This is a genomic window from Sneathiella limimaris, assembly GCF_012932565.1.
Taxonomy (GTDB): Bacteria; Pseudomonadota; Alphaproteobacteria; order Sneathiellales; family Sneathiellaceae; genus Sneathiella; species Sneathiella limimaris.
The window spans coordinates 1,633,580-1,660,092 of record NZ_JABBYJ010000001.1; the positions used below are offsets into that span (position 1 = coordinate 1,633,580).

28 protein-coding genes are annotated in these 26,513 nt (G+C 52.1%); 14 read left to right on the forward strand and 14 right to left on the reverse strand.

Annotation, left to right across the window (positions count from 1 at the left end; all coding sequences use genetic code 11):
• Nucleotides 1–135 precede the first annotated feature (135 nt).
• Complete coding sequence (locus tag HH301_RS07890; protein ID WP_169568237.1) at nt 136–852, forward strand: DNA/RNA non-specific endonuclease; 717 nt, start codon at nt 136–138, stop codon at nt 850–852.
• 15 nt (nt 853–867) lie between these two features.
• On the opposite strand, the gene HH301_RS07895 is transcribed toward HH301_RS07890, so the two are convergent.
• Both HH301_RS07895 and HH301_RS07900 read right to left on the reverse strand, forming a co-directional pair.
• Nucleotides 868–2,121, reverse strand: a complete 1,254-nt coding sequence (locus HH301_RS07895) for a M24 family metallopeptidase (RefSeq protein WP_169568239.1) — start codon at nt 2,119–2,121, stop codon at nt 868–870.
• A gap of 153 nt (nt 2,122–2,274) precedes the next feature.
• Nucleotides 2,275–3,678, reverse strand: coding sequence for an MATE family efflux transporter (locus HH301_RS07900; protein ID WP_169568240.1), 1,404 nt, complete (start codon nt 3,676–3,678; stop codon nt 2,275–2,277).
• A 126-nt stretch (nt 3,679–3,804) separates the two neighbouring features.
• On the opposite strand from HH301_RS07900, the gene HH301_RS07905 reads away from it, so the two are divergent.
• Nucleotides 3,805–4,242, forward strand: coding sequence for a winged helix-turn-helix transcriptional regulator (locus HH301_RS07905; protein WP_169568242.1), 438 nt, complete (start codon nt 3,805–3,807; stop codon nt 4,240–4,242).
• 44 nt (nt 4,243–4,286) lie between these two features.
• Here the strand turns inward: HH301_RS07905 and HH301_RS07910 are convergent, their stop codons facing one another.
• Nucleotides 4,287–4,976, reverse strand: coding sequence for a DJ-1/PfpI family protein (locus tag HH301_RS07910; RefSeq protein ID WP_169568243.1), 690 nt, complete (start codon nt 4,974–4,976; stop codon nt 4,287–4,289).
• Nucleotides 4,973–5,623 (reverse strand): glutathione S-transferase N-terminal domain-containing protein, encoded by a 651-nt coding sequence (locus tag HH301_RS07915; protein ID WP_169568245.1) that lies wholly within the window; start codon nt 5,621–5,623, stop codon nt 4,973–4,975. Before HH301_RS07915 ends, HH301_RS07910 begins: the two co-directional genes overlap by 4 nt.
• A gap of 151 nt (nt 5,624–5,774) precedes the next feature.
• On the opposite strand from HH301_RS07915, the gene HH301_RS07920 reads away from it, so the two are divergent.
• The 3 genes from HH301_RS07920 (at nt 5,775) to HH301_RS07930 (ending at nt 8,016) form a co-directional block, all read left to right on the forward strand.
• The gene (locus HH301_RS07920) at nt 5,775–6,386 is read left to right on the forward strand and encodes a TetR/AcrR family transcriptional regulator (RefSeq protein ID WP_169568247.1); all 612 of its coding nucleotides are present in this window, start codon (nt 5,775–5,777) and stop codon (nt 6,384–6,386) included.
• 2 nt (nt 6,387–6,388) lie between these two features.
• Nucleotides 6,389–7,000 carry a DUF2238 domain-containing protein gene (locus HH301_RS07925; RefSeq protein WP_206378226.1) on the forward strand — a complete coding sequence of 204 codons (612 nt, stop codon included), beginning with the start codon at nt 6,389–6,391 and terminating at the stop codon, nt 6,998–7,000.
• A gap of 95 nt (nt 7,001–7,095) precedes the next feature.
• Nucleotides 7,096–8,016 carry a ketopantoate reductase family protein gene (locus HH301_RS07930; RefSeq protein ID WP_169568249.1) on the forward strand — a complete coding sequence of 307 codons (921 nt, stop codon included), beginning with the start codon at nt 7,096–7,098 and terminating at the stop codon, nt 8,014–8,016.
• A gap of 5 nt (nt 8,017–8,021) precedes the next feature.
• Here HH301_RS07930 and HH301_RS07935 read toward each other — a convergent pair whose 3' ends face one another.
• Nucleotides 8,022–9,221 (reverse strand): alpha/beta hydrolase, encoded by a 1,200-nt coding sequence (locus tag HH301_RS07935; RefSeq protein ID WP_169568251.1) that lies wholly within the window; start codon nt 9,219–9,221, stop codon nt 8,022–8,024.
• Between the two features lie 147 nt (nt 9,222–9,368).
• Between HH301_RS07935 and HH301_RS07940 the strand changes: the two genes are divergently transcribed.
• Nucleotides 9,369–9,575, forward strand: a complete 207-nt coding sequence (locus tag HH301_RS07940) for a hypothetical protein (RefSeq protein ID WP_169568253.1) — start codon at nt 9,369–9,371, stop codon at nt 9,573–9,575.
• A gap of 162 nt (nt 9,576–9,737) precedes the next feature.
• Nucleotides 9,738–11,159 carry a hypothetical protein gene (locus HH301_RS07945; protein ID WP_169568255.1) on the forward strand — a complete coding sequence of 474 codons (1,422 nt, stop codon included), beginning with the start codon at nt 9,738–9,740 and terminating at the stop codon, nt 11,157–11,159.
• A 92-nt stretch (nt 11,160–11,251) separates the two neighbouring features.
• Here the strand turns inward: HH301_RS07945 and HH301_RS07950 are convergent, their stop codons facing one another.
• Together HH301_RS07950 and HH301_RS07955 are read right to left on the reverse strand one after the other, a co-directional pair.
• The gene (locus HH301_RS07950; protein WP_169568257.1) at nt 11,252–12,160 is read right to left on the reverse strand and encodes a DMT family transporter; all 909 of its coding nucleotides are present in this window, start codon (nt 12,158–12,160) and stop codon (nt 11,252–11,254) included.
• Entirely contained in the window at nt 12,157–13,086 is a 930-nt protein-coding gene (locus HH301_RS07955) for a bifunctional helix-turn-helix transcriptional regulator/GNAT family N-acetyltransferase (protein WP_169568259.1), read from the reverse strand. Before HH301_RS07955 ends, HH301_RS07950 begins: the two co-directional genes overlap by 4 nt.
• 357 nt (nt 13,087–13,443) lie before the next feature.
• Here HH301_RS07955 and HH301_RS07960 point away from each other — a divergent pair, with 357 nt between their 5' ends.
• Nucleotides 13,444–13,929, forward strand: coding sequence for a PAS domain-containing protein (locus tag HH301_RS07960; RefSeq protein ID WP_169568260.1), 486 nt, complete (start codon nt 13,444–13,446; stop codon nt 13,927–13,929).
• A gap of 49 nt (nt 13,930–13,978) precedes the next feature.
• Here the strand turns inward: HH301_RS07960 and HH301_RS07965 are convergent, their stop codons facing one another.
• Together HH301_RS07965 and HH301_RS07970 are read right to left on the reverse strand one after the other, a co-directional pair.
• Nucleotides 13,979–14,617: an NAD(P)-dependent oxidoreductase gene (locus HH301_RS07965; protein ID WP_169568262.1), complete on the reverse strand. Its 639-nt coding sequence runs from the start codon at nt 14,615–14,617 to the stop codon at nt 13,979–13,981.
• A gap of 35 nt (nt 14,618–14,652) precedes the next feature.
• Nucleotides 14,653–15,531, reverse strand: coding sequence for an EamA family transporter (locus HH301_RS07970; RefSeq protein ID WP_169568264.1), 879 nt, complete (start codon nt 15,529–15,531; stop codon nt 14,653–14,655).
• An 82-nt stretch (nt 15,532–15,613) separates the two neighbouring features.
• On the opposite strand from HH301_RS07970, the gene HH301_RS07975 reads away from it, so the two are divergent.
• Nucleotides 15,614–16,111 (forward strand): MarR family winged helix-turn-helix transcriptional regulator, encoded by a 498-nt coding sequence (locus HH301_RS07975; protein WP_169569538.1) that lies wholly within the window; start codon nt 15,614–15,616, stop codon nt 16,109–16,111.
• 130 nt (nt 16,112–16,241) lie between these two features.
• The gene (gene rimK / locus HH301_RS07980) at nt 16,242–17,651 is read left to right on the forward strand and encodes a 30S ribosomal protein S6--L-glutamate ligase (protein WP_169568266.1); all 1,410 of its coding nucleotides are present in this window, start codon (nt 16,242–16,244) and stop codon (nt 17,649–17,651) included.
• Here the strand turns inward: rimK and HH301_RS07985 are convergent.
• On the reverse strand, nt 17,648–18,580 hold the full coding sequence (locus HH301_RS07985) for a LysR family transcriptional regulator (protein ID WP_169568268.1): 933 nt from the start codon (nt 18,578–18,580) through the stop codon (nt 17,648–17,650). The genes rimK and HH301_RS07985 overlap by 4 nt on opposite strands.
• A gap of 115 nt (nt 18,581–18,695) precedes the next feature.
• Here HH301_RS07985 and HH301_RS07990 point away from each other — a divergent pair, with 115 nt between their 5' ends.
• Entirely contained in the window at nt 18,696–19,301 is a 606-nt protein-coding gene (locus HH301_RS07990; RefSeq protein WP_169568270.1) for an FMN-dependent NADH-azoreductase, read from the forward strand.
• Between the two features lie 158 nt (nt 19,302–19,459).
• Nucleotides 19,460–20,203, forward strand: a complete 744-nt coding sequence (locus HH301_RS07995; RefSeq protein WP_206378228.1) for a pentapeptide repeat-containing protein — start codon at nt 19,460–19,462, stop codon at nt 20,201–20,203.
• Between the two features lie 25 nt (nt 20,204–20,228).
• Here HH301_RS07995 and HH301_RS08000 read toward each other — a convergent pair whose 3' ends face one another.
• From HH301_RS08000 to HH301_RS08015, 4 genes are all read right to left on the reverse strand, one after another.
• Nucleotides 20,229–20,597 (reverse strand): hypothetical protein, encoded by a 369-nt coding sequence (locus HH301_RS08000; protein ID WP_169568271.1) that lies wholly within the window; start codon nt 20,595–20,597, stop codon nt 20,229–20,231.
• 85 nt (nt 20,598–20,682) lie between these two features.
• Nucleotides 20,683–21,753 (reverse strand): C45 family autoproteolytic acyltransferase/hydrolase, encoded by a 1,071-nt coding sequence (locus HH301_RS08005; protein WP_169568273.1) that lies wholly within the window; start codon nt 21,751–21,753, stop codon nt 20,683–20,685.
• Between the two features lie 105 nt (nt 21,754–21,858).
• Nucleotides 21,859–22,725 carry a DMT family transporter gene (locus tag HH301_RS08010; RefSeq protein WP_169568275.1) on the reverse strand — a complete coding sequence of 289 codons (867 nt, stop codon included), beginning with the start codon at nt 22,723–22,725 and terminating at the stop codon, nt 21,859–21,861.
• Nucleotides 22,726–22,842: 117 nt separating this feature from the next.
• On the reverse strand, nt 22,843–23,745 hold the full coding sequence (locus HH301_RS08015; RefSeq protein WP_169568276.1) for a TIGR02285 family protein: 903 nt from the start codon (nt 23,743–23,745) through the stop codon (nt 22,843–22,845).
• A gap of 350 nt (nt 23,746–24,095) precedes the next feature.
• On the opposite strand from HH301_RS08015, the gene HH301_RS08020 reads away from it, so the two are divergent.
• Nucleotides 24,096–25,190, forward strand: coding sequence for an ABC transporter ATP-binding protein (locus HH301_RS08020; protein WP_169568278.1), 1,095 nt, complete (start codon nt 24,096–24,098; stop codon nt 25,188–25,190).
• 29 nt (nt 25,191–25,219) lie between these two features.
• On the forward strand, nt 25,220–26,509 hold the full coding sequence (locus HH301_RS08025) for an ABC transporter substrate-binding protein (RefSeq protein ID WP_169568280.1): 1,290 nt from the start codon (nt 25,220–25,222) through the stop codon (nt 26,507–26,509).
• Nucleotides 26,510–26,513: the final 4 nt, after the last annotated feature.

Here is a 26,513-nt window from a genome sequence, read left to right on the forward strand (position 1 = left end):
AATTGCCGGGGCAAGGGTGGCTGAAGGGGACAGAGCTTGTGGCCTAAGAGCCGTCATTTTCGCTTCACAGTGCGGGTGTATCCAGTATTATAATTATCTTAAAGGTTATCCGAATGTCAGAGGGGGAGCTGCATCATGAATAACGGACCCAGTCTTCGGCGGGAAACCCGCTATGGCATGCCAGCCGCCGACCAGATCCTGTTTAACCGGCATTATGTGCTCGGCTATTCCTACTATTTTCGGCAGGCCAAATGGGCACTGGAGATTGTCGATCCGGATACCACCGGGCTGGAGCGGGCAGATAATTTTCGCCCCGATTACCGCATTCCCCAGATGTTTCGTGCTGACAAGGCGGATTATGTGCATTCCGGCTATGATCGGGGCCATCTGGTCGCCAGCGCGAACCAGATTGAGACGGAAATCCAGAATAGCGAGACCTTTTTGCTCTCCAACATGTCGCCGCAGCAGCCCCAGTTTAACCGCCGGCATTGGCGCAATCTGGAAACAGAGGTTCGCCGCCTCAACGACTTTGAACATATTCTGGAAACCTACGTAATTTGTGGACCCATCTTCTATTTTGACCAGCCCGTTGATTTTATTGGGGCGGAGGATGATAACGGCGTGACGCTCCCCATCCCCAATGCCTACTTCAAATCTATCCTGACCGAGGATAAGCGCGGCAATCTACATATGTGGTCTTTCATCCTGCCGAACGAGGATTTGGGCCAGCCTTTTACTTACTATCAGGTGCCGACAAGCAAGGTCGAGCAATATGCCGGAGTGGAGCTTTGGGACCGGCTGGTCGGATCTGAGATCATGGAAGAGAAAGACAGCCTCCGCACCATGTGGTGAGGGGGCTAAAGCCTACTACATCAAGTCTTCCTCAAACGGGAAGAGGCTGAGGAGTTCGGTGCCGGTTTCGGTGATGAGCAGTTGCTGTTCCAGCTTAACCCCCTCTCTGCCGCCGGTAGCGCCGATATAGCTTTCAACGCAGAGGGTCATGCCCGGCTCAACCACCCCGTCATAGCCTGCATCGGCAAAATCCCTGTGGTGATAGAGATAGGGGTATTCACCAGTCATGCCGCAGCCATGGGCGGAGAGATAATAGCGGTTGGGCTCATATATCTCCGGGATGTTCCAAGCTTTGTCGGAATATTCCCGAAAGGTGAGGCCGGGCTTCAGAATATCCATATTATGATGGAGCTGTTCAAGCGCAGTTTTGTAGAGGGTGCGTTGGTCATCGGTTGGTTTGTCCGGGCCGGAATGGAAGGTGCGGGAAAAGTCAGAGTAATACCCGTGACAGCCAACAACATCGGTATCGAGCAGGATCAGGCAATTTTCCCCGATCACATGGGACGAGCTTTCCTGAAACCACGGATTACTGCGTGGGCCTGAATTGAGGAGCCGGGTTTCACAATAATCGCCGTTTCGGGCAATGACCGATTGATGCAGGACGGACCAAAGCTCATTTTCCGTGATGCCAGGGCGAATGGCGGCGCGCATATCTGCAACCGCAGCCTCGGTTGCGCGTAAAGATGCGATGACGCATTTTATCTCCTCATCAGACTTGATGGAGCGGGCCATCTCAACTGGCTCTTGCGCATCGACAATCTCGAACCCTTCGGCTTTAAGGGCGATGGCGCTGCCTGCGTTGAGCCGCTCAAGCCCGACACGGGCACCTTTTCCAACGAGGGCGGCGATCAGGTTGCCAATGTCTGCCGCCCAGGCTTTTTCCCGCGCTTCGATATCCGCACCGGCAGCAACAAAGCTTGCGGTGCTGGAGGGGCGAACTTCATCCACCGTCTCGTACCCTTCAGCCAGATGCAGGCAGCCGGTAAATTCAAACAGGATGGATTTATCCGCCGTGAGAAGGAGATACCGGGCCGGGGCGTTGCGCATGGAAAAGACCTGCATATTGCGGGTCCCGGTGGCGTAGCGAATGTTAATGGGGTCGGAGAGAATGACGGCCCCGATATCGCGTTTGTTCATTTCCGCGCGGACCCGCCCAAGGCGATACAGGCGAACAGCGGCAAGGTCGATGTCGACACTTTCCGGGGCTAGATCCAGGAGCGCCAGATCCGGGTGTGTGCCCCGATCCGCATGCCAGTCCAGTTTGCTCATACCCGTCCCCGTTTCTGTTTTTAGCCACTGTCACGCATATCAGGGTAAGCTGGAGTTTGGGCTGCTGTAAACACAAGAAAAGTCGCCCGGCCAAGGGGAGGCGGCACGGGCGACTTAAGGCCTGCCAAATGGGAAGAGGCAGGAGGAAAAAGCTTAGATGTGTCGGTTGGCGTGACGCCAGGCGCCAAGGGCGAGGGCGAGGGCCGGTACAACACCAAAGAAACAGAGCGAGCCTGAGACAAAATAAAGGAGCTGGCTGAAATCGATGCCGTGATCGCGGACGAAATAACCGCCAATCCCAACCGCGATGACAAGCCGGCCAACACCGGCAAGGACGGGCCAGATGACCGCATGCGCTCCTTGCGATGCGAAATAAAGAGACAGGCCAAGACCAAAGAAGAAATAGGCGGGGCCAACTGTTGTGAGGTAAAGGTTCGCAGCCTCCAGCACGGTGGCGCTATCTGAATAAAGCGCAGTCCAGAAACCCGGGAACAGATAGACAAAAACACCGATCACAGAGCAGGAGACGGCGGCGAGAATGGCGCCGGTCCAGCCAACCCGCTCTGCCCGGTGGATCTGACCCGCGCCGATATTACTGCCGATCATGGAGATGAGGGCAGCGCCAATTCCAAAGACCACAGGGATCATGATAAATTCAAGCCGAGCCCCAATCCCAAACCCGGCAATGGCGGCATTACCAAAGCGGCTGATGAGCGCGGTTAGAAGAACGGCTGTGGTGATGGTGAGAAAAGGATTGATCGCAGCCAACCCGCCAACGCGCAGAAGGTTCCGAATAAGGGTTTTGTCCAGCGTCATATCAGGGCGTGCAAAGCTGATCCCGGTGCTGCCATTCCAGATCTTGAGGCCAGTGATCAGGGTTCCCGCGATCATGGCAATGACAAGGCCAAGGCCAACGCCAGCCACCCCAAGGGCAGGCAAGCCAAACCAGCCAAGGGTCAGCGCACCGCTTATGGTGATTTGTAAAAAGGCAGTGATAATCATGCCAACGGCCGGAGTTTTCATATCGCCGGTTCCGCGCAAGAGACTGCAGAAAATATTGAAAAACCAAAGGGAGATAATCCCGCCAAACGCGGTATGGGCGTAGGCTTCGGCGTGATCAAGGGCGGCCCCCTTGGCGCCAATGGCAGCAGCAATATCCCGGGCCCAGAAGGTAGAGATCAAGGTAAAAAGAAGCGCGCCAATGATGGCAATGGCAACCGCATGCCAGACGATTCGATGGGCAAGCCGAACGTCACCGGCGCCAAGGGCGCGGGCGGTTGTAGCTGCGATGACCCCACCGATGGAGCCGTTGCTGAGCATATTCATCAGCATGACCAGCGGAAAGATCACGGAAAATCCGGCGAGGGCGTCAGTCCCAAGCTGTCCCACATACCACATTTCGGCAATGGCGACGGCCGCCAATAACAGGAACCCCACCATAGTTGGTGCCGCCAATTTGAGGAGCATGGGCAGAATGGACCCGTTCAGGATTGCCGCCATGCGAAGGGATTGGGCCGAGGGGGCGGGACTTATGCCGTCAGTTTCCAGCGTTGCCATTTAAAGGTCCTGTTCTTGTTATTTTTTTATTTGAGTTCATTTTTTGAACTTAATTAAGTTTTAGGTTCATATTTTGAACCTGTCAAGCTATAATGACTGTCAGTTCCAGTTAAAGAAGGATCGCTTATGAAGTGGCAAGAGCTGAAAGCTGAACCCTGTTCCATCGCCAAGACCCTCTCCATCATTGGGGAGCGCTGGACGGTCTTGATTTTGCGGGAATGTTTCCGGGGTGTGACCCGCTTTGACAAGTTTGAGGCGCGGCTTGGTATGCCCCGCGCCCTGCTGTCGGAGCGTTTGAAGAGCCTTGTTGCGGAAGGGGTGCTGGAGCGGATCCCGGACCCCGAACATGGACGGCGGTCCCTCTATCAACTGACCGAGATGGGCCAAGAGCTGCGCCCGGTTCTGCTGACCATGATGGCGTGGGGAGATAAACATCTTCAAGCGGCGGCCCCGCCCAAGGTGGTGGAGCATTTAAGCTGCGGCCATACAATCACACCGACGCTCACTTGTCCCGATTGCCAAGAAGAAATCACCAGCCAGAATATCGTGGTTCGAAATCCCTGACGAACAAAGGATCGGCCGGGGGGTGCCGATCCTTTGGGGAAAGATCAGGTGGGTTCCAGATCTTTCAGGGGATTAAAGTTGGGTTTGAGCTTGAGCTGTTCAGCCCCGCCGACTTTTTCAAAAGCTGCGATGCTGGTTTTGGCATAGTCCGGGGCATCAGCCGGGGCTTTTTCAGGGAAAGGCGGGTCCGGATAATATTCGATCCCGAGCTGAAGGGTCTTGGCCACTTTCTCCCCCGCCAGAAGGTCTGCCATGAAAAGACCGGTATCAATGCTCGCTGAGACACCGGCGCCGGTAATATATTTCCCATCCTGCCAGTAACGGGCGTTCTTGAAGGTGGCACCATAGGATTTGAGATAGTCCTGATAGAACCAGTTGGTGGTTACCTCTTTGCCTTTTAAGAGCCCTGCAGCCCCCAGCAAACCAACCCCGTTGCAGATGCCGATAGTCCAGGTGCTGGTCGCATCCAGCTCCCGTATTTTCTGAAGCCAGCTGTCTTCTTTTTCCAGGGGATAGCCTCCGGGACCGCCCGGAATATAGAGGATATCGGTCGCGGTGACTTCCTCAAAATTTCGGTAGGACAGAAGGCCCAAGCTTCGCGTGTCGGCGGCGATAACCTCCCGCGATTGAGAGAAAAACTCAACCTCCATCCCCGGCAGACGTGCGAGGATTTCATAGCCGCCAATGGCATCAAGCGCGGTGACACCATCGTAAATGAGGATTGAAAGCTTCATGCGGAAGCCTTCTCTTTGGCGAGTTGATCCTGCTGGACCTGCCAAAGTTGCATTTCAATGGCGATCGATTTGGCGATGGAGGGCCGGGTCTTCAGCCGCTCGACATATTCCTTGATGGTGTCAGGGAGTGCAAATCCGGCGAAGTTACAGAGGTACAGTGCCCAGCTCAAATACCCATCGACGAGGGTGAATGTCTCTCCCATCGCCCAGGTCTTGCCTTCCAGAATTTGGGCAAGCTGGTTCAGAATAATCGGTGCCTTTGTGTGAACATAGGCTTTCACTTCTTTTGGGGTATCTGCCTGAAAAAGAGGATAGAGAAGACCCTTATGAAGCTCTGTCCCGACAAAGCTGAGAAGTTCCTGCAGGCGGTAGCGTTCCAGTGTGCCGGGTGCCGGGGCGAGGCTGTCATTATTGCCATGATCCGCAATATATTGAAGGACGGCGGCGCTTTCGGTGAGCAGCTCCCCATCATCCGTTTCCAGAACTGGAACCTTCTGTTTCAGGGTCACATCGGAAAAAGGGGTGCCTGTCTTTGTGATACGGCCTTTTAGAAGGCTCACTTCAAGATAATCAACCTCAAGGCCTGCCTCCAGACAAGCAATGCGGGACGCCAAGGAACAGGCAAGGGGGCTAAAGTAAAGTTTCATGTCTTCCTCCTGAATAATTTATGTACCGTTTATAACAAAAATAAATTGGCTGACAATATTTATTTTACTATTTAGTATATAAATGGTCAGAGAGGGCAGGCATTAGGGCGATCTGATTGACGGAATTTGTATTCTCTGAAAGAGTGGCGCCATGACAAAAACGGCAAAACGGGAGGCGCGAAGTCGCGGCCGGCCCCGAAAATTTGACGAGGACAAGGTTCTCGATGCAGCGCTGGAGGTCTTTCGCCTGAAGGGCTATAGCGGCACGTCCATGGACGATCTGGCAGCGGCAACGGGGCTTAATAAGCCAAGCCTTTATGGGGCTTTTGGCAACAAGCAGGCCCTATATGATGGGTCGGTGAAACGCTATTGGAACCGAGCCGGAGGGAGTTACCTTGCAGCCCTTTTCACCGGTGGTTCCCTGAAAGACGACCTGAAAGCCTATTTTCACACCTTTATTGACTTGATTACAACGGAGGAGCGGGGCGGTTGCATCGTGGCCTGCACCTTGCCAAGTGAGGTGTCGGAGGAGCCAACTTTCCTTCGCCGGTATGACAAAATCCTTGGCCAGTCTGATGCAGCCCTCCAGAAGCGGCTGGAGCAGGGCCAGAATGAAGGGGATCTGCCTGCCGACGTGAATATTGAAAAACTGGCGCAGGTTATTGTGGATATGAGCTTTGGGATCAGTCTTCGGGCTAGGTCCAGTGCCAGCCCGGCCGAGCTGAAGTCCCAGGCAGATTACGGGGTGGAGGCGTTGATCTGAGAATGACAGTTTCAATCCGTATGATGATTTGGATGGGGATCTTTTTTGCGGTTCTCATCTGGTCGGGAATTAATCCCAAAGATCAGCTGACCTGGTTTTTGGAAACTGTACCGGCCATGATCGGCTTTGTGCTGATGGCGCTCACCTATAAACGGTTTCCGCTGACGACCCTGCTTTATGGATTGATCCTGCTGCATTCGGTGATTTTGATGGTCGGCGGACATTACACCTACGTCGAAGTACCGCTTTTTGACGCGATCAAGCCGATCTTTGGCTTTGAGCGGAATAACTATGACAAGGTGGGACATCTGGCGCAGGGGTTCATTCCTGCAATCCTCGCGCGGGAGATCCTGATCCGGCGGGCAGTTGTCTCGACCCCTGCCTGGCGGAACCTGTTTGTTGTGAGTATCTGCCTCGCTTTCAGTGCATTTTACGAGCTGATCGAATGGTGGGTGGCACTTCTGTCAGGAGAGGGGGCGGATGCTTTCCTCGGCACGCAAGGATATGTGTGGGATACTCAATCTGACATGTTTTACGCGCTGATTGGCGCGATCGCTGCGCTTATTCTGCTGGGTAAACTTCATGACAAGCAGCTTGCAAAAATCTCAGACTGAGGCTGGTCTGCTTGCCCTTGCGGATGTAAGCTTTAGTTAAAAAACAAACACGCCCCAAAACGGGCGGCACTTGCCCGCGGTTAAGGAGAACAGACATGAAGATTGCAGTGATGGGCGCCGGAGGGATCGGCGGATATTTTGGGGGACGGCTAGCGGCTCGCTTTCCAGATGATGTGACTTTTATTGCGCGCGGAGCCCATATGCAGGCCATGAAGGATCGGGGGCTGGAGCTGAAAAGTGTTCTGGGCGATACGTTAATATCCCCCGTTCAGGTGACAGACAATACTGCGGAAGTTGGACCGGTGGATGTGATTATGTTCGCTGTGAAGCTTTATGACATAGACGCGGCATTGGAGCAGATCCGTCCCATGGTAGGGCCGGATACGGCGATTATTTCCTTGCAGAACGGGATCTGGACCGAGGATCGGATTGCTGAGGTTTATTCACCGCAAAATGCCGTTGGCGGCATTGCCTATGCACCGATTGCCATCGAAAGCCCGGGTGTGATCCGCCATGAGGGCAATTTCGCCAGCATTTCCTTTGGTGAGCTCAATGGGGAGAAATCTGCCCGGCTGGATGAATTTAGCGATATGTGCGCCAAGGCCGGGGTGGATGCCCTTTACACGACTAAAATCAAGCAGTCCCTTTGGAAGAAGTTTGTGTTCCTGGCCAGTTTTGCAGGTATCACGGCCACCACTCGTCAGAAGGTGGCTTACCTGCAGTCAGAGGAGTTGGCCATGGATCTGTTTCAGCAAGCCATTACAGAGGCTGTTGCAGTTGCGGCCGCAGAAGGAGTAACGCTGGATGAAGATGTGGTCGAGAGTACCGTTAAGATGACTGCTGGGATGGCCCCGTCCGCCCAATCATCCATGCTGACGGATTTTGAGGCCGGCAAGCCGCTGGAAGTGAACTGGTTTTCAGGTGAAATCGTTAGACGCGGCCAAAAGCATGGGGTGCGAACACCGGTGCATCAGGCTTTTTATGTAGCTATGAAGCCCTTTGCGGCGGGGCAGTGACGGATTTAGTCTTCCTCCAGGAAGCGGATGATTTCCTGATTAAGCTGTTCCCAGGTCGGGGTTTGGGGTAGCTGGATATGGTTGGGGCTGTCCAGCATGACAAATCGGGCATTGGGAATTTCACTGGCGAGGAGCTTGCCCTGCTCGATCGGCTGAACGCTATCAAAACGGGAATGGATGACAAGGGTCGGGACCTGCAAGCTGGAGAGGCGGTGGCGAACATCAAAGCCGTCGACGATTTGCCTGAGCTTTACAGCAGTTTCGGCGCTTGCGGACGCTAGCTGAATTTTAACAAGCTCGTCAATTTGCTGGGCCGTTGCATCGGGCAGGAAGAGGGATGAGAACGCCTTCATAAATGCGCTTTGTGGTTTGCCCCACCCATTTCGGATGAGGGAGAGGATCGCATCCTCGTCGATATCCCCTTGCAGGTTTTCCCGCACTAGGCGGCCCGTTGCATAGCCGCCGTGCAGGATCAGCTTGCTGACCCGTTCAGGGTAGAGAGCTGCATATTCGATGGCGATGGGGGCGGCCTGAGACGGCGCGTAGATGGGGAACCGATCCAATCCGGCGGCATCGGCCACAGCCGCGATATCGCCAACAAAGTCACCAAGTGAGGAGTGACTGATATCACCTTCAGAAAAGCTTGTTCCGCGCTGGTCATACCGATAGAGCGTGAAATGCTGCCCCAGTCGTTCCAGAAAGGAATGCCAGATATTGCTGTGCCAATCCAGCTCCAGATGGGAGAGCCAGTGGCCGGCTTTCAGAAGTGGTGGCCCTTCCCCGGATTTTGCATAACCGAAGGAAAGCCCATCAGCAGATCGGGTGTAGGCAATGACCTGATGATCTTCGATTTTTATCTCGGGCCTTTGTGTTTCTGTTTCTGTGTCTGCGACCTTGTCGGTGGTCACCTCGGCGGCAAAGCGAAATCCAAGACGCGGCACTGTTTGCAGCAGCCGGTTTGATTTATCCGTATCCCCGATGGCTTTACGTGCGGCATTAATGCGGGCGCTGATGGCTGAGTCTGAAATGTTCAGCGATTTCCAGACAATCTCGATCAATTCTTCTTTTGTGACCAGATCCCCTGCGCGGCTGACGAGTAGTGTCAGTAGTTCAAAAACCTGCGGTTCAATTTTGACCGGTGCTCCGGCCCGAACCAGTTCATGCCGGGTCGTATCAAGCGTGCAATCAGCGAATGAGTATATCATCAGGCGGTGGTCTCGAGCTTGGATTTAACATTGTAATTATTGAGTTAACTAAAATAAGGGAATTCTAAAGAAAACCACAAGCTTTTCATCAAGCAGGCTTTTCAGAATGGGTGTTTAGTAAGGGTATTCCAAACGAGGAGAAAGACCATGACAGATTTTAACACCCCAACAATTCACCGCCGTCCAGATGGTAGCATCGATACAGCCGCATATGCAGAAACAGCGCGCCTGCATCGCAGTGAAGCCTTCCATCGCATCGCCCTTCAGGGTGCTGAGGTTACGAACACACAAGCCGATAAACAGGTATCAGGCGGTTTTAAAGGGTTGTTCGGAATTAGGCTTCGTCAGGCATGAGGCTATGCAAAGCGGTCATATAGTTGAGGCTTTTTCTAACCAGAAAGGGGTTGTAAATTTTTTTTGAACCTTTCCCTGATAAGTGACGACAGACGAAGTAACTGCAGCGTTGTTTAGCTGCCAAGATTACTTTAGATTTATGTCACTTGAGGGGGCATTAAAATGAAAACAACATCACTTTTGAAAGCCAGTGCATTTCTGTTTGCGACAGGTTTTGGTTTGGCCGGCCTGGGCGGAGGCGCAGAAGCTGCCTCCGGCACTTCTAAATTTGTGAAGGATGTGACCCTGACATTCACTGGTCAGGCAGCGCAGATCACAATTAAGAACGAAGCTACAAAGAAACACATCAATTTTCTGAACCCACAGGTGCAGGAAAGCAAACTGTACTTTGATATTTCAGGCAATGCGACCTGTAAGAAAGGCAGCTCGATCAACGGTGTTGGTGCCTACATGTTCTTCGGAACTGTATCAATTAACGGTGATAAGCTGAACTCTTTCAATACGTTGCACAAACAGGGCAGCATGAATATCGCTTGGCATGATGGTGATAAAGTTGTCGAAGCCCAGTACGATACCTATGAAGTTCCCTTGAGTAAGGTGAAGCAGGGGCATCCAGCCCTTCGGGTTGATGCTGTTGAGGAATTGAAGAAAAAGGCCCAGGCCTATGTCCAAGGCGGTGGCACGCTGGTGGATTTCTACCGTCAGGATCAGCATCTGGTGCTGCAGCGGCCGTTATCATTGGCGGCTGTTTGCCGGAAATACACCAATCAAGAAGGCAGCTTCGGCTATGACACTAAGCTTCACACGATCCAGATTACCTATAAGGGCGATCCGGAAATCACAGACAAAGCCCAGTTGAACCCACAGTTGGTTAGCAATTTGGGTGGCAATGGCGGAAAGCAGGCGCCAGAAGTTCCGTTCAAACTGACGGCTGCTGATTTCATGGCCAATATTCCCCACCACAATGGCAAATGTCTTCCAAGTCAGAATCCGATGCTTCGGGTAAATATGAAGGCGACTGGTTCTGAGTTGGGCGCAGTTCACTTGGTCGTCTACTCGCATAGCAACACATATTCAAACTACGGAAACTACTACGAGGCATCCGGGATTGTGTATAACCCTGAAGTTGGTGACGCTCATGTGGATTTCTCGTTCCCACTGAAGGATATGCTGTCTCAGGATAAATATTCTTACATGGCTATCCATGACGGCAAAACCTATCACCATAACATGCGCATTAAAGCCCGCTGGAAAACTCTGCCAGATGGTGAATGGGGTGCTTTTCAGGAGTTTGATACCGGCACTTTCAAACATACTTGCAAGCCACAGGTCGCTGTTCCTCTGGGTGGTCAAGGTGGAAAACTTGGTTACGGTGAACAGGGCGGTTCTCCAAAACTGGATAAAGCCCCAACGGAGCCATCTGAGCCAAAATTACCCAAGAAACGGGCCCCAGCTGAACCTGTAGATCCAGCACCAAAACGGGCGAAACTGGCGCCAACTGATCCAGTGGATCCTAAACCAAGCCTCGACAAGGTTGCCCCGGCTCCTCAGCCATTGCAGCTGAAACGGGCAACGACTGACTAGTCAGTCCCGAGCCGAGGGGTAGAAGGAAAAGGCGGTGAGAACTCACCGCCTTTTCTGATTTTGAATAGAACCGTCTTCTGCTTGGGGTGGTGTCAGGCCTGCGGGATTGGGGTGACCTTTTCCTTTGCGGCAAGGGCAATCAGGATACCGGCAATGGCGATGATCAACCCAGCCAGAAACGAGGTGGTGATGGCTTCCCTTAAAAAGATGGCGCCAAGCAGCGTGGCTGTAATGGGGCCCAGGCAAAGGAACATGGTAACAGTGGTTGCCGCCAGATGTTTGAGTGACCAGAGCCAGGTGAAATAGCCAATCCCGCTACTTGCGCCAACGGCGACAAGCGCCCACCAAACACCGTCTGACAGGGTTGGGATCTCCCAAAAGGCGTCAGTTGGCAGGGAGTAAAGAAATAGGAAGGCGACGGAGGCAAACATGGCGAAGGTGCTGACAGTCGTTGTAGCATATCGCTCCAGATAAGGGCGGTAGAAGATACTGCAGGTGGCCCCGCACAATCCGCTTGCGGCTGCCAGTAGAATACCGATCCAGGCCTGATCATTGCCATCAGAAGAAAAGAGAGTGCGCCATTCCGTTACTGCAAGTCCCAGAATGGTTAGAATGATGCCAAGAGATTTCTGCCAGGTTAGTTTCTCCCGGCCCAGCACTGCCGCAAGGATCATGGTCTGCAAGGGAAGGGTCGAGAAAACCAGTGCCGCCCGGGCAGATGAAATGTAATTCAGGGAATGGTTCAGCAACAAAATGAGGATCGCAAATTGACCGATCCCCAAGATAGCAACCGGAAGGATGTCTTTGAGTTTGAACCATCCTTTATAGGCAGGGATTGCGATGGGCAGAAAACAGAGAACCCCGAAGCTATAGCGGAGCAGTGCAAGTATCTCCGGTGTGGTTTCCTTCATTACATAGCGGGACAGAACAACCGCAACCCCGACAATTGCACCAGCAACCATCGCGGAGAGAATGGCCAGAAGATGCTGAGGTTTGCTCATAGGTCTTTGGTCCAGAACTGGCCGACCAAGTCTTTGCCGTAACTGTGATGCGGCTCCTCTGAGATTTTTTCAAAACCAAGCTTTTCATAGATGGCGATTGCCGCGTGTAGATTGGCATTGGTCCAGAGATTCATTCGCTCATACCCAACGGAGCGAGCGAAATTCAGACATTCTTCTACCAGACGCTTGCCGATGCCGGTCCCGCGCGCCGGACGATCGAGGATCACCAGTCTCAGTTTAGCGGTTTTTTCATCTTCCTCGACAACCACAGCAGAGCCAAGATTTTGACCCGCTCGCTCTGCAATCCAGCAGATTTCCCGGCCCGGTTTATAATTGTTGAGAAATTCTGCGGCGATCTCAGCCACCATGGCCTCAAAATCCGTGTTCCAGCCATATTCTTCGAAATACAGGCGCCCATGCGCGGACACAATCCAGCCCAGATCTCCAGGTCGATGTGGGCGGATGATGACCGGGTCTGAAGGCGACCGGGAGCCCTTCAGAAGAGTTTCGATTGTGCCCATTGCCTCCAGCAGGGTGGCCTGTTGAGCATCCGAAAGGTCTTTGAGCAAATTGCCAAAGAGGGCAGATGATTTCTGATCCAGATTGTTAAACTCACTCTGCCCCCGATCGGTCAGCGTGATATTCATCTGACGCCGATCCTCACAGGCTGGAGATTTCTGGATCAGGCCTAGTTTTTGCATTTTTTTCAGGCAGCGACTGATGTATCCGGGATCCAGTTCCAGATCGGCGGATAATTCCTTGGCTGAACAGGTTTGCCGGACTGCCATTTCGTATATCAGCCGGGCTTCGGTAAGCCCATAGGCGCTGTCCAATAAGACTTCGTTCAGGACCCCAGCTTTTTGTGTATAAAACCGGGTAAAATGGCGCATGTAGGCGCTGCGGGAGGCGAGAGTGTTGCCAGTCATTGGATGTCTCGTTCGTTTTATTGTTGTTTAAATTATCTAAAATATGTGCTTTTGGCAACTAATAATCCGCTTGCGATCATTTTGTTTTAGAACCACTATAAAGAGTAAATATATAGAGAACTTCATGATCTCCTGGAGAGTTTCTGGTTCCGGTCCGGTGGGTAGGATCGGCATAAAGGGCAAAAATCAAAGAATCTCAAGCCTGTTTTGAGTGCCCTATTGATGCAAAGCCAGGTTGCGGGATATTATGTTCAAGAAGTCTTATTTAGTAGTCTGTGAAGGGTTAGAGATGAAAAGCCGACAATCCGGGTCCATGCCAAAAGCAAGAAAACGAACTCAGATGGCAGGAGTAGGATCGTGACGTCAAAAGCAGAAGAAAGTTTGGCGCGCGGCAAGGCACTCGCAGACAAAATAACGCAATGGCAATTGAAGTCGTTGATTGATTACTGGGTGAAGATCCATCCCGGAGATCACTTGCCGAGCCGCAAGGAATTTGATCCCATGGATATCCCCAGGTTGCTGCCGCATATTTCCATGATGGATGTGGAGCGCGATCCCTTCCGATTGAAGATCCGGCTTCTAGGAACCGCCATCAATAATGCGTTTGAACGGGATTTTACTGGGAAGTATTTTGACGAAGTGTTCCCTGATTATGAGAACTCGGTTGGGTATCATCAACGCAAAGAAGTCGCGGAAACGGGAATGCCCAAGCATTTCTTCGGTCAGGGAAAACTACGCTATAATCTGGATTTCAAATCAGTTGAATGGATTCTTCTGCCGCTGGCGAGCGACGGCGAAACGGTTGACCTGATCCTGAGTGCCATTTCCTATGGTGGGGAATAAGGGGTCGGCCAAAGGCACACAAAATTGACCAACCCCTCAGCCGATGGTGTCAGGCACCAACGGTGAACCGCTGCCGGATGTGTCGCCGGTTTTGGGCTTCATCCAGAATGGCGATAGCAAAATCCTCCATACTGATGTGGGAGCTGCCATCAGCAGCCGTGACAAGTTCATCCTGACCCATCCGATAAGTCCCTGTTCGAACACCCGGTTGCAAGAGAGCTGGCGGGGAAATGTAGGTCCAGTCGACTTGATCGACACGCTCGAACAAATCCGATTGTCGCTGGCAAGCCTCGGCAATGGGGCGAATAGCATCGGGTAAGAACCCCGGTTCGGTTAAAACTGTGGTGTTTTTACCGGGAAGTTTCAGGCGGGCTGCACCACCGACTACAAGAAGGGGAGTGGCGACCTGCTCAGCGTTCCTGATCAGCATGGCAGTTAATTTTGGAAGCAAGTCTTCGTCACCTTCCGGCGGGCGAAGAGCGCTGATGATCAAGTCATGGCCTTTCATTAAATCTTTAAGGTCACTGTCCGGGGTGAGATTACCAAAGACGGTGCTGGTTCCGCTGGGGAGCGTTGCGGCTCTGTTCGGGTTTCGCACATGGGCGGTGATGGTCAGGTTGCGGGACTGGGCTTCATCGAGAACGCGTCGACCGACATCGCCAGCAGCACCGAAGAGAAGAATATTCATTTGAGTTTCCTTTAAATTTTGAAATAGCGGTGGGTTCAGTTGGATTGGGCGGTTGCCAAAGTGGGCTGAGGGCGCGGTCGGTATTGGCTGAGATAGAGGCTGACCATGATGACCACAATGCCGAGCAGCTGTATGCTGGTGAGCGGCTGACCAAGCACTATCCAGCCGAGCAGGAGCGCTGAAGTCGGGCTTAAAAAGCCAAGGGTCGAGATGATCGACGGTTCTATTCGGGCAACCCCGCGAAACCAGATCATGTAAGTTGCAGCAGCGCCGATCAGGCTGAGATAGCCAAGACCGATCCAGTTGTTGGTGGTCAGGGTTGGTAAAGAGGGTTCCACAAAGAAAGCGAGGGGGGCGAGTAAAATCCCGCCAGCAGTCAATTGCCAGGCCGTTACGGTCAGGAGTGAGACGGGCGGCGCCCATTTCCGGGTAAAGATAGTACCGAGCGCCATGGAAAGAGCCCCGCCAAGACCCGCAGTGATGCCAATCGGATCAAGTGTTGCCTCTGGCCCCAATAAGAGAAGGGAAACACCGCCGACGCCGAGGATGGCCGCAATGATGGATAAAACGCGAATTGGGCTTCCGATCACAAAGCGGGCGAGGAAGATGACGATCAGGGGCTGCAAGGCGCCGACGGTTGCCGCAACCCCGCCCGGCAGGCGATAGGCGGCAATAAAAAGCAATGTCCAGAAAATGGAAAAATTAAATGCCCCGAGCAAAAAGATTCGCGGCCACCAGATACCGCTGGGCAGTTGCCGGACCAGCAGCAACAACAGAAGTCCGGCCGGTAATGCACGGAGAAAAGCAACTGTGATCGGATAGCCAGCTGGCAGCAGTTCGGTGGTTACAATGTAGGTGCTGCCCCAGATAGCGGGGGCCAGCGCCGTAAGAGCGAGATCAGAATATCGGGTCATGGGGGTCTCCATATTTATCTTGATGTCAAGATAAAACATAAAATCTTGACGTCAAGATAAATTCTTGGATAAAGTCCGTGACATGGATCACATTGATATGATTACGGAGCAATGGGGCCGGGAGAGACCGGACCTTGATGTTACGCCCATGGCCCTGATCGGTCGCATGGGGCGGGTGACAGCTCATTTAAAGCAGGACATGGGAAAAACCTTTGCCAAGCATGGTTTGCAGGCAGCGAGTTTTGATGTGCTGGCGACTTTAAGGCGCGCAGGTAAGCCTTATGCGCTGTCCCCAGGTGATCTGATCAAAAGTACCATGGTGACCTCGGGCACCATGACAAATCGTATCGACCAGCTTGAAAAAGCAGGTTTGGTTAAGCGGGTGGTGAACCCGGCAGATGCCCGCAGCCGAATGATTTCCCTGACAGAAAAAGGCTTCACCCTCATTGACAAGGTTGTTGAGGAACATGTTATGACTCAGGCTAACCTGGTTTCAGGCCTGAGTGAGGCGGAGCAAAAGTCCCTAAACGAACTGCTTCGGAAATTTCTGGGGACTTTTAAGGATGATCCGACGTCATAGAGCCGTCACCAAAGTCTGGGAAAGACGTTAGAAACCAGCTTCCCTTTTCCAGACTTCAGGTGTATTGGAATGCCTCCTTAGGAAAAGTGGGTTTCAATGGGAGCTGGCGATGGCACAAGGGGAGACGTTTATGGCGAAGAAAAATCAATCTATTGTGGTCGGATGGGACGAATGGGTATCTTTGCCCGAGCTCGGTCTCTATGCGATCAAAGCCAAGATTGACACCGGCGCGCAAACCTCATCGCTACATGCAATCAACATCGAAGCCTATGAGAAGGGCGGCGTTCAAAGGGTCCGGTATCTTGTGCATCCTTTGCCAGAACGGCCTGACGTGGAAATTCAATGTGATTCCCAAGTAGTGGATGTCCGCAATATCATCAGCTCCAACGGGGAATCTGAAGAGCGGTATATCGTCAGGACACCTTTTCGAATTGATGGGCAGGAGTGGCCGGTCGAGCTGTCCCTGACCAACCGGGAAGATATGCAATACCGGATGCTGGTAGGGCGTTCCACCATGTCAGGACGGATTGTCGTGGATCCTGATCAATCCATGCTGTGCGGGGAACTTTCCCCAGCCCTTTATGATGAGATCATTAAAGAGCATACAGGCGATCAGCGGTTGAAGATGGCGATCCTGAGCCGGGAGCCTGAGAATTATTCTACCCAGCGTCTGGTTGATGCTGCGGTGAGCCGTGGTCATTCCGTGGATGTGATTAACACAACTCGCTGCTATATGAACATCACGTCCGATAAGCCGGACATTCATTATCAGGGGGTTTCCCTGCCTGCCTATGATGCGATTATTCCGCGCGTCGGTGCCTCCATTACCTTCTACGGTATGGCCATTGTTCGTCAGTTTGAGATGATGGGGACCTATTCACTGAATAATGCAGAAGCAATTGGTCAATCCCGAGACAAACTGTTTGCGCATCAGTTACTGGCGCGTGAAGGCATTGGTATGCCGGTAACCGGTTTCGCGCATTCCCCATCAGATATTCGCGACATGCTGAAATCTGTCGGTAAGGCGCCTTTGGTGCTGAAGCTGCTGGAAGGAACACAAGGGCGCGGTGTGGTGCTTGCGGAAACCCAGAAAGCGGCCGAGTCTGTTATTCAGGCGTTTAGGGGCTTGAAAGCCAATATTCTGGTGCAGGAGTTTATTGCCGAAAGTAAAGGCGCGGATGTCCGCTGTGTCGTGATTGGCAATAAGGTGGTTGCCGCCATGAAACGGCAAGCTGAGGAAGGGGAGTTTCGCTCCAACCTGCATCAGGGCGGAACAGCGTCCAAAGTGAAAATCAGTCCTGCAGAACGGGCCGCAGCGGTCCGGGCCGCAAAAGCATTGGGGCTTCGGTTTGCTGGTGTGGATCTCTTGCGCTCCAACGATGGGCCAAAGGTGTTGGAGGTCAATTCCTCGCCCGGGCTTGAGGGCGTTGAGAACGTGACCGGTCTTAATATTGCCAGTCAGGTGATCGAATATATTGAGCAGGGTGTCAAGCGGCGGAAAGCAGCCGCCCCCCGACGAAAAGCGGCGAAGAAAGCCTAACCAACGGCCAGCTGACCCTGGTGCTTTTCAAACTCATTTTGATGGACAACCACTTCTTCCAGAAGGATGTCATAAAGCAGCCTGGCGGCTGGTCCGACGAGATCAGGGTTGGGCTGGGTGAGGCTTAATGTTGCTTGTCTTTTTGTTGGCGTTTCCATCTCCAACCGGATGATGTGTCCGGATGATAATTCATTACTCATCAGGCAGGTTGGCATCCATGCAAAGCCATGACCGTTCACGATGGCTTGCCGGGCTGAGCCAAGATTGCTGAAGGTCCAGCGTTGCTCTGCTTTTTGCCAGCCTCCTTGCCCCCGACGGCTCATGCCACTATCCCGGACAATGATTTGCCGGTGACGGGAGAGAAGCTGAAAGGTGACTTTCCCCTGATGCTGGGCAAGGGGGTGATCCGGGGAGCAGACCAGATTAAACTGGATATCCATTAAGGGTACACCGCTGACGCCAGCTGGAAGTCCGCTGCAGATGGCCAGATCAACGGCTTGCTGCAGGATCAGATCCTCGGTCCCGGACATGACGCTTTCAATAATTTCAACCCGAGTGTGAGGAGCAGTTTCGGAGAGCCTTTCCAAAGCCCTCATCAAGATTCCCGTTGGAAAAAGGACTTCTGAAGCGATGGAGATGGTCGGCTCCCACCCTTGATTAAGGGAGCGGGCAGCGGCTTCCAGATTTTCCGCTTCCTCCAGCAGGGTGCGAGAGCGACGAAGGAGAAGTTCACCTGCCTCGGTCAGTTCTGCTTTTCGCCCCCGGATGGTCAGGATCTCCATGCCCAACTGTTCCTGCATCTTGGCAACAGCGTAACTGACAGCACTCTGGCTTTTATTCAGCTTCTGGGCGGCCTGGGCAAAGCCGCCTTCGGTGATGATGCTATGCAGGATGCGCCACTGTTCCAGACTGACTTTCGGGCTTGCCATGATAAACCTATCAATTTTTTAGATCATAATTATCAGATAATAGCGTTTTTAAATCAGAAAAACAGATACTAAATTCAAGTCATGCAAAATTGATTGTCAGCCGAAGGAGCAGACCATGACTAAAATTCTTTATCTCAAAAGCAGTATCCTGGGTGAACATAGTGCGTCCAATGGCCTGAGCCAGAAATTTGTCGATCAGTATCTGGCAACCCATAGCGGTAGTGAACTGATTGAGCGCGATCTGGGTGCAAATCCGATTCCACACCTGACAGGCGAAGCCCTTGGTGGTTTTGGCGCCGATGAGGCAGACAGGAGCCCTGCACAGGTGGAAGCCGCAAACCTGTCTGATCAGTTGATTGATGAATTGAAATCCTCTGATGTTATCGTCCTTGGCCTGCCCATGTACAACTTCGGTGTACCATCGGCTTTGAAAGCCTGGATCGATTATGTGGCGGTTGCCGGAAAAACTTTCCGCTATACCGAAATGGGTGCTCAGGGTCTGGTTCAGGGTAAGAAGGTTTACATCTTCGCGACCCGGGGCGGCAAATATGTAGGCACGCCAGCCGACACCCAGACAGGTTTCATGAATACATTCCTGAACTTCATTGGCATCACAGATATTGAGTATGTGTATGCGGAAGGCCTGGCCCTCGGTGAGGATCCAAAAACAGAAGCAGTTCAGTCCGCTGAAGAGCAACTCGAGGTTCTGGCGGCGGCGTAAGCCAAAGTTAAAAATGATGGATGAGAAGAGGGTGCATTTTTGCGCCCTCTTTTTTCATGGGGCCGGTTTTCTTAATGAAAAGTTAAAGGTTGCTTTCTACCCTCCTAATATTAGGTGAATTCGCATATTCAGCGATCAGGTAAAGGACACAAGCAGCCATGATGAACCCGGCGCATCGATCCAGCGGAAATGATGACTTAGAAGTTGGCCTTGGACATAACCGGGCGCATATTCCACCAGAAGAATTGGCCGCTGAACTCGAAGCGCTGAAAGCTGCAGAAGCCCGAACCGGTGCGGCAGGCTCGCCAGCTCCAGAGCTTGTCGATTATGTCTATGAAGTTCGGTTTTATCCGGGGGCAAGTCCCGTATCCGGCGAGCTGCAGGCCTTCGATCTGCCCCATGCCCGCAGGGTCTTGAACGTAATCCTTGGGGTCACGCGCTTGCCGGTTGATACCCGCATTACCCAAAAAGATATTGTTGAGCAGCAGTATAAAGAGCAGATCGCAGCCCGAAGCCGCTATCTTCTGAAAACCCTGACGACCCATCATCAATGGTTACAGGGAAACCGGGAAGGGCAGCGGGCTGATCTATCCGCGGAAGATCTTGCCGGTGCTAACCTGGAAGGCCGGAACCTGACCATGGTAAGTCTGGCCAATGCAAACTTGAGCGGCGCTAATCTCAAGAACGCAAATTTAACCGGTGCAGACCTGACCGGGGCTGATCTTAGCGGTGCAGATCTGCAAGGCTCTGACCTCAGCAATGCGTCTCTAGCAGAGGCAAATCTGATCGGCAGCAACCTTTGTAATGTCATTCTGCATTCAACAGATTTCTGGCGCGCCAATTTGGCAAGAGCCCAGATCTCCCCGGATTTGCTCCACGAAGCGCTGGGCTGCAAGACCTGAATTCTAGTTTAATTGTTTTAACCGGTTACTTTGATTTATTCCGCAAAACGGTGTAGGCGAAGATCAAGCCTGAGATTAAGGTCAGCACAGATCCTGCCTTTGCTGGTGATTCAGTCGTCCCATCGAGGGCAAGCGCAATTCCCGGTGTGAGAATAATAACCCCTAGTGTGGCGACCCCGAAATGGATCTTGGCGAGTAACTTTTCACCGGCAGTTGGAACCAGATGATAATAGAAGCCATAAATCGCCATGCCGACCCAGCCGATCAGGTTGAGATGCGCATGGGCCGGTGCCAACATATGATCCCCTGATGCGGACATTTGAATGCCCCAGATCATCCCGAGCACAACATAAATAGATGCTGTTCCCAAGAACAGATACGAAATTCCCCTCATTTTACCACTCCATCTAATTTTAGTTTTTTGTTATGGAGCTAGTATTAGTCAATTATCTATATGGGGCAAATAAGAAAGTAGAAATTCAGCTTATAAGCGGAAGTCTGTGTTGCGCGGTGTCTTTCTTTGAGTAGTCCCGATATATATCAATGGTGATCTCTGACTGACCCAGCGTGAAGATACCGGTGGCCAGAGTTTGACCGTAATCATCGCCCCCATCTTTTGGCATCCGCAAGATTTCCTCGCCACTCTTCTGATCAAAGAGGATGTTCTTTGGATCAGGATACGGGGTTTCCAGGGCCTCGACGAGAGCTTCTGAACGGCATTGACGATTACCGGAAGAAGTCGTGATCTCTTGATCGATGCCTTTAAATTCCTCAAACACGAGATGGTTAGCATGTGTTGAGGGTGCGCCGGAGACTTCCTTGATGGCGCAGCCGCTCGCCGGTGCCTCAACTGAGAGGAATTTTTCTTCTTTGGCGGATCCGAGATTATGATGGAAGCCAGACGCTCGGTCTTTTCGTTTTAGGTGAGATATGGCTTCGTCCATGCTGCTGCTGCCAAGGATCGCACGGCAGATGAAATGACGGGGTAGGCCAGGTTTCAGATCATGTACCCGGATGTTGTTAATGGTTTGCACAATGCCTGCAGAGTTAGCCCCCATGGAATGTCCAGCGATCATGCCGGGATACAGAAAGCTCTCAAAAGCGGGACCGTTTGAGGGATTTGCCTTCAGCCAGAAACAATGCCCTTCGTAATCGAAGGAGCCGTCCTCATTATGGGCGATCATTCCGGGATTACCATCTGCGGGTGGGATGATGACAGAGGTGCAGCCTTCGGCAAGATTGGCAGCCATTTCCGGTGAAATATCATCCGGCCAGCGCAGATCCCCCCGGCAATTCCAGATGAAGGCCCGCTCAAAACCAATGTCCATTCCTTCGGCCAGTCCACGTAATTCTTCCATAAAGGCGGGATAGACGTCCTTGGTTAGGGACATCATTTGCTTGATATAGTCACTACCGGTCCATCTCCGTTCAGCCGCCACAAACTCTTCATTATGGATACTGATGGATTGGACTGTGGCTTTAATGGCAGTTCCGATTTGATGACCAAGTTCAAAAGGAGTGCCGGAGGCTTCGATGAGAGAGAGGGGCATGGTGCGAAGGAAACTCTTTTCGTGATTGAAGATAAAAAATTTAGCCAAAGAATGGGGTAAGTTCTAGCCTAAATGAAAACATTCAAAACTTTAGGGCTGCTGGCATCAGGTGCCGGCGATTAGAATGACCCCGACACCGACGACGGTGGTGAGAATGCCAAGGGCTTGGCGCACATTCCAGGAAGCTGTTTTAAAGACCAGCGAGCTGAGCAGAAGGGTGGCTAACGGGTAGGTGGCAATGAGAGGGGAGACTTCGGCCACCTCTCCAATATTCAGGGCACTATAGGTCAGCAGGACCGCGACGCCATTGACCAGACCGGCAGAGATAAACCAGGGGCTGCCAGGAGAAGTCCAAATTGCCCGGCTGTTGCCGCGCTTGAAGACAAAATAGGCAGAGAGCATGATGGCAGAGACAATATAGCCGATGGTGCCTGCTACAAGTGGTTCAGGCCAGTAGCTAAGTCCCCACTTGATACCGGGTTGAGTGATGCCCCTTACAAAAGCCCCGCCAAGCGGCAGCAGCAGCGCGATATAAGGCCATGGTTTGTCACTGGCAAGGCGGGTGAAAGTCAGCAACGTGGCGCCAATGATGACGATGCCAATCCCGGCAACCTGATAGACCCCGATCTGCTCCCCCAGGACAAGAACACCTAAAAAGACCGCAAAGACGGGCGTCAAATTGCCGATGGCACTGGTGATATTGGGGCCAAGTTGGGCGTTACTGGCAAAGACGAGCAGCGTGACAGAGGCCGGAAACATGAGGCCAATGGCAATGAAGATCCAGATCGCGGTCATATTGAACTGGCTGAAATCGACCTGAACACCAGAGAGCAGGGTAAACAGAACAGCAGCAACTGGTGCTGTAATGGCAGCCCCCTGAAGTGGGGACAGGTATCGAAGGCCCAGCTGGATTAGGACCAATCCAAGTCCGTAGCAGAAGGCCGCACCCAAAGCCAGAAACCAGGCAAGCATAACAGAGAACTTTCAGTTAGATATCCCGCCGATTTTGTTTTTATTTGCGCGGGCTTTTTCAATTGTACTTGGTTCAGGGTAGCAGAGTTTCTTAAACCCTGCCAAGGCCAATGTCCGTCAATCGGGGAAGTCGTCAGCAAGCGCACGCCTTGCCAGTTTTTCGTAGTCTTTTCTGAACACGTTGGGTGACCAAGTCAGTGAAGGAGTGACAAAGTCGGCAGTTGATCGGAGCTTTAAAACCGCGCTGGAAATATCACTCATGGTTTTATGTGTGATACCGTTTTTGGAACATCCGACATAGGCAACAGTTTCATTAGGTTCATTTTGAATAGGGAGCAATGAGAGTTCATGCTCTTCACCGCTTGAAAGCGCGATGTTGTAAATTTCAAGAGGAGAGCCCAAGAGCCCTGAAAGGCGGCCTGCCAGCAATTGTTTTGCTCGCAAATTGAAACGCGGCATTCCGCGATGCAGTCTGAGATTCTCGTTCTCCTCATGCCTCAAATCACGGAGCATTGTGTCGAGCGATGGGGAATATGATCTATCCTGCATGACAAAGAGGCTAAAAGTCTCGTTTTGGAGAAGTGCCTTGAGGTCCAGCTTTCCCGCCTCGTCTCGATAGGGCGCGAGTTTTTCCAAATTGGATTTGGTTGTCACCAGGCTTGTCGGCTGGGCTAGGAGTGCAGCCGGTGAGAAATGCATGAATGTTTCCCGGATCGGGGTTTTCAGGATACCCATAAAACAGAAACGCGAGTCGCCTTTGAGTTCCTCAACAACGCGGGGAAGGCTCATGCTGATTTGTCGGTGATTATAATCTGACAGCTCCGCCATGAGCAGGCGCAAACGAACATCCATGATGCCCATGCCTTTATTCGCACCAGAGGTAATCCAGACGGGAAATTCGTCCACAATGCCCCAAATGATAGTCTTTTTCTCATGAGCTAAGGAAAGGGTCGCTGACAGCAGTAACCAACTGAAGGCAGCCAGGCAACAGGCGAGAAGCCGCGCAAAGAGATAAGACATTTTACTCACCATACATAGCCCAACTAACAACTTCAGGTCTCAGCGCTTTCACCGCAATTGTTTTGGTCAAACCTTCTCTGGCCTTCAAAAAGCAAGGCAAAGGGAAGGCCAAAGTAACAGACCGTTAGTTTACGTAAAGCAGCTTAAAAATAGGTAAAATTTTGGAGTTTCGAATTCATATCATTTGGATTTCAAAAGTCATATTAGAGCTTTCGAAAGTTGCGCCCGTAACAAATTTGAAAAAATACCGCAATAAAAGAGAAATCGTCCAAATCTAGTTTCTTCAGCGATGTCATTATCAGGCGATCTTCTATCAGGGGCGGTCGCTTTTTCAGTTCAAGGTGTCGCAATTGAAGTCAATCACGTTTGACCGTGTCGTTAAATCATGGGCTGATGCTGTTGCTGTCAACAGGATCAGCTTCACCGTACCAGAAGGGAGTTTTACCGTACTTCTGGGGCCTTCAGGCTGTGGGAAATCCACAACGCTTCGCCTCTTGGCCGGGCTTGAGGACTGTAGCGGGGGACAAATTTTGATTGATGGTGAGGATGTGACCCATCAGGGACCGTCTTCGCGGAATCTCTCAATGGTATTCCAGTCCTATGCCTTGTTTCCTCACCTGAGTGTGGCGGAAAATATCCTGTTTGGACAAAAGATCCGCAAGGTCTCCAAAGCAGACCAGCAAGCCCAGCTGCAGAAAACGGCAAGCCTTCTTAATTTGCAAGGATTGCTGGATCGGAAGCCTTCTCAGCTATCTGGTGGACAGCAGCAAAGGGTTGCCCTCGGCCGTGCGATCATATCTGAAAAACCGATCTGCCTAATGGATGAGCCGCTGTCCAACCTGGATGCAAAACTGCGTCACGAGATGCGCGTTGAAATCCGGGAATTGCAGCAGAAACTTGGCATTACGATGGTCTATGTGACCCACGACCAGGTGGAGGCGATCAGCATGGCGGACCAGATTGTCCTGCTGAATAATGGGCAGATTGAGCAAATCGCCACCCCAACCGAAATTTATCAAAACCCAGCGACAGCTTTTACGGCCCGATTTATTGGCACGCCGCCGATGAACCTTCTCTCTCTTGAGAATTCAGAAGGTGTTTTTGGCGTTTCGGGAAGCAATGAAAAAATCGCTGAGGTCCGGAGCGAAGGTGCGCCGGAAAAGCTAGTGATGGGTGTGCGCCCGGAAGATGTCCTTGTTGGTGAGCAGGGGATCCGGGCGACAGTTATCAGCTCGGAATTTTTGGGGGCCGATACCTTGGTGGATTGCCGGATCGGCACTGAAACCCTGACCCTCAGAACAGATAAAAACAAAAATTTTGCGCAGGGCGAGAGCCTTTTCCTGTCTTGGAAAGAGGACGACCTGCATGTCTTTGATGCGAATTCGGGTTCCCGTCTGGAGAAATCAGACCTGTTCGGAAACCTGCAATACCGGGCACATGCCTGACCTGTTACCTAACCGATTTGAGAGAGACAATGTTAAAACTAGCGAAAAAAATGGGACTGGGCGTAGCTGCTACCGCCGTGACCTTAATGGCGTCTTCGGCAGCTTTTGCTGTAGATCTGCAATTCTATTTTCCGGTGGCTGTTGGCGGTAAGGCCGCAAAAACCATTGAAAGCCTGACATCTGAGTATGTGAAGAACAACCCAGATGTAACTATCGATGCGGTTTACGCCGGCTCTTATCAGGACACAGTCACCAAGGCGCTGACAGCTGTTCGGGGTGGCAAGCCACCTCAGCTGTCCGTGATCCTGTCTGTGGACATGTTTACCCTGATCGATGAGGGTGCGATCGTTGCCGTTGATGACCTGATCAGCACTGATGAAGAGAAGAAATGGCTGAAAGGTTTCTATCCTGCATTTATGGAAAACAGTCAAACGGGTGGCAAGACTTACGGCATTCCATTTCAGCGGTCCACTCCGGTTTTATACTGGAACAAGGAAGCTTTCAAAAAGGCAGGTCTTGATCCAAATAAGGCCCCTGCAACCTGGGAAGAAATGGTTGAGATGGGCAAGAAGCTGACCGTAAAAGATGCGTCTGGCAACGTCACTCAATGGGGTGTTCGCATTCCATCATCCGGCTTTCCTTACTGGCTATTTCAGGGCCTGACCACACAGAATGATGTGATCCTCGCCAACTCCGAAGGCAACAAAACCAACTTTGACGATCCAAAAGTTGTTGAAGCCCTTCAATATATGGTTGATCTTTCCACCAAGCATAAAGTGATGGGCCCAGGTATTCTGGAATGGGGAACAACACCGAAGGCTTTCTTTGAGGGTCAGACAGCCATGATGTGGACATCCACAGGTAACCTGACCAATGTTCGCAACAATGCCCCGTTTGATTTCGGCGTGGCCATGCTGCCAGCCAATAAACGCCGCGGTGCGCCAACAGGTGGTGGTAACTTCTACATCTTCGAAGGCTCCTCTGATGAGCAGAAGAAAGCGTCCCTTGATTTCGTGAAATGGATCACCGCGCCGGAACAGGCTGCAAAATGGACGATTGCAACAGGCTATGTTGCCCCGCGTCCGGATGCTTGGGAAACTCCTGCAATGAAGGCCTATGTGAAAGACTTCCCACCAGCCCTCGTCGCGCGTGACCAGTTGGAATATGCCGTTGCGGAGCTCTCCACATTTGAAAACCAGCGGGTTACTAAAATCTTCAATGAAGCGCTGGAAACCGTCATCACAGGTAAGATGGATGCCGCCTCTGCGTTGAAGGATGCCCAGCAGAAAGCTGATCGCGTTCTGAAGGCTTATCGCTAAGAAC

Excerpts from the sequence above, each read along its gene's own strand:
- HH301_RS08010 (WP_169568275.1), bottom strand. The coding sequence starts at position 22,725 with ATGCTTGCCTGGTTTCTGGCTTTGGGTGCGGCCTTCTGCTACGGACTT.
- HH301_RS08000 (WP_169568271.1), bottom strand. The coding sequence starts at position 20,597 with ATGAGGGGAATTTCGTATCTGTTCTTGGGAACAGCATCTATTTATGTT.
- HH301_RS07945 (WP_169568255.1), top strand. The coding sequence starts at position 9,738 with ATGAAAACAACATCACTTTTGAAAGCCAGTGCATTTCTGTTTGCGACA.
- HH301_RS07950 (WP_169568257.1), bottom strand. The coding sequence starts at position 12,160 with ATGAGCAAACCTCAGCATCTTCTGGCCATTCTCTCCGCGATGGTTGCT.
- rimK (WP_169568266.1), top strand. The coding sequence starts at position 16,242 with ATGGCGAAGAAAAATCAATCTATTGTGGTCGGATGGGACGAATGGGTA.
- HH301_RS07965 (WP_169568262.1), bottom strand. The coding sequence starts at position 14,617 with ATGAATATTCTTCTCTTCGGTGCTGCTGGCGATGTCGGTCGACGCGTT.
- HH301_RS08005 (WP_169568273.1), bottom strand. The coding sequence starts at position 21,753 with ATGCCCCTCTCTCTCATCGAAGCCTCCGGCACTCCTTTTGAACTTGGT.
- HH301_RS07975 (WP_169569538.1), top strand. The coding sequence starts at position 15,614 with ATGGATCACATTGATATGATTACGGAGCAATGGGGCCGGGAGAGACCG.
- HH301_RS07920 (WP_169568247.1), top strand. The coding sequence starts at position 5,775 with ATGACAAAAACGGCAAAACGGGAGGCGCGAAGTCGCGGCCGGCCCCGA.
- HH301_RS08025 (WP_169568280.1), top strand. The coding sequence starts at position 25,220 with ATGTTAAAACTAGCGAAAAAAATGGGACTGGGCGTAGCTGCTACCGCC.
- HH301_RS07995 (WP_206378228.1), top strand. The coding sequence starts at position 19,460 with ATGATGAACCCGGCGCATCGATCCAGCGGAAATGATGACTTAGAAGTT.
- HH301_RS07910 (WP_169568243.1), bottom strand. The coding sequence starts at position 4,976 with ATGAAGCTTTCAATCCTCATTTACGATGGTGTCACCGCGCTTGATGCC.
- HH301_RS07985 (WP_169568268.1), bottom strand. The coding sequence starts at position 18,580 with ATGGCAAGCCCGAAAGTCAGTCTGGAACAGTGGCGCATCCTGCATAGC.
- HH301_RS07955 (WP_169568259.1), bottom strand. The coding sequence starts at position 13,086 with ATGACTGGCAACACTCTCGCCTCCCGCAGCGCCTACATGCGCCATTTT.
- HH301_RS07915 (WP_169568245.1), bottom strand. The coding sequence starts at position 5,623 with ATGAAACTTTACTTTAGCCCCCTTGCCTGTTCCTTGGCGTCCCGCATT.
- HH301_RS07990 (WP_169568270.1), top strand. The coding sequence starts at position 18,696 with ATGACTAAAATTCTTTATCTCAAAAGCAGTATCCTGGGTGAACATAGT.
- HH301_RS07890 (WP_169568237.1), top strand. The coding sequence starts at position 136 with ATGAATAACGGACCCAGTCTTCGGCGGGAAACCCGCTATGGCATGCCA.
- HH301_RS07905 (WP_169568242.1), top strand. The coding sequence starts at position 3,805 with ATGAAGTGGCAAGAGCTGAAAGCTGAACCCTGTTCCATCGCCAAGACC.
- HH301_RS08015 (WP_169568276.1), bottom strand. The coding sequence starts at position 23,745 with ATGTCTTATCTCTTTGCGCGGCTTCTCGCCTGTTGCCTGGCTGCCTTC.
- HH301_RS07925 (WP_206378226.1), top strand. The coding sequence starts at position 6,389 with ATGACAGTTTCAATCCGTATGATGATTTGGATGGGGATCTTTTTTGCG.
- HH301_RS07895 (WP_169568239.1), bottom strand. The coding sequence starts at position 2,121 with ATGAGCAAACTGGACTGGCATGCGGATCGGGGCACACACCCGGATCTG.
- HH301_RS07940 (WP_169568253.1), top strand. The coding sequence starts at position 9,369 with ATGACAGATTTTAACACCCCAACAATTCACCGCCGTCCAGATGGTAGC.
- HH301_RS07970 (WP_169568264.1), bottom strand. The coding sequence starts at position 15,531 with ATGACCCGATATTCTGATCTCGCTCTTACGGCGCTGGCCCCCGCTATC.
- HH301_RS07935 (WP_169568251.1), bottom strand. The coding sequence starts at position 9,221 with ATGATATACTCATTCGCTGATTGCACGCTTGATACGACCCGGCATGAA.
- HH301_RS07900 (WP_169568240.1), bottom strand. The coding sequence starts at position 3,678 with ATGGCAACGCTGGAAACTGACGGCATAAGTCCCGCCCCCTCGGCCCAA.
- HH301_RS07930 (WP_169568249.1), top strand. The coding sequence starts at position 7,096 with ATGAAGATTGCAGTGATGGGCGCCGGAGGGATCGGCGGATATTTTGGG.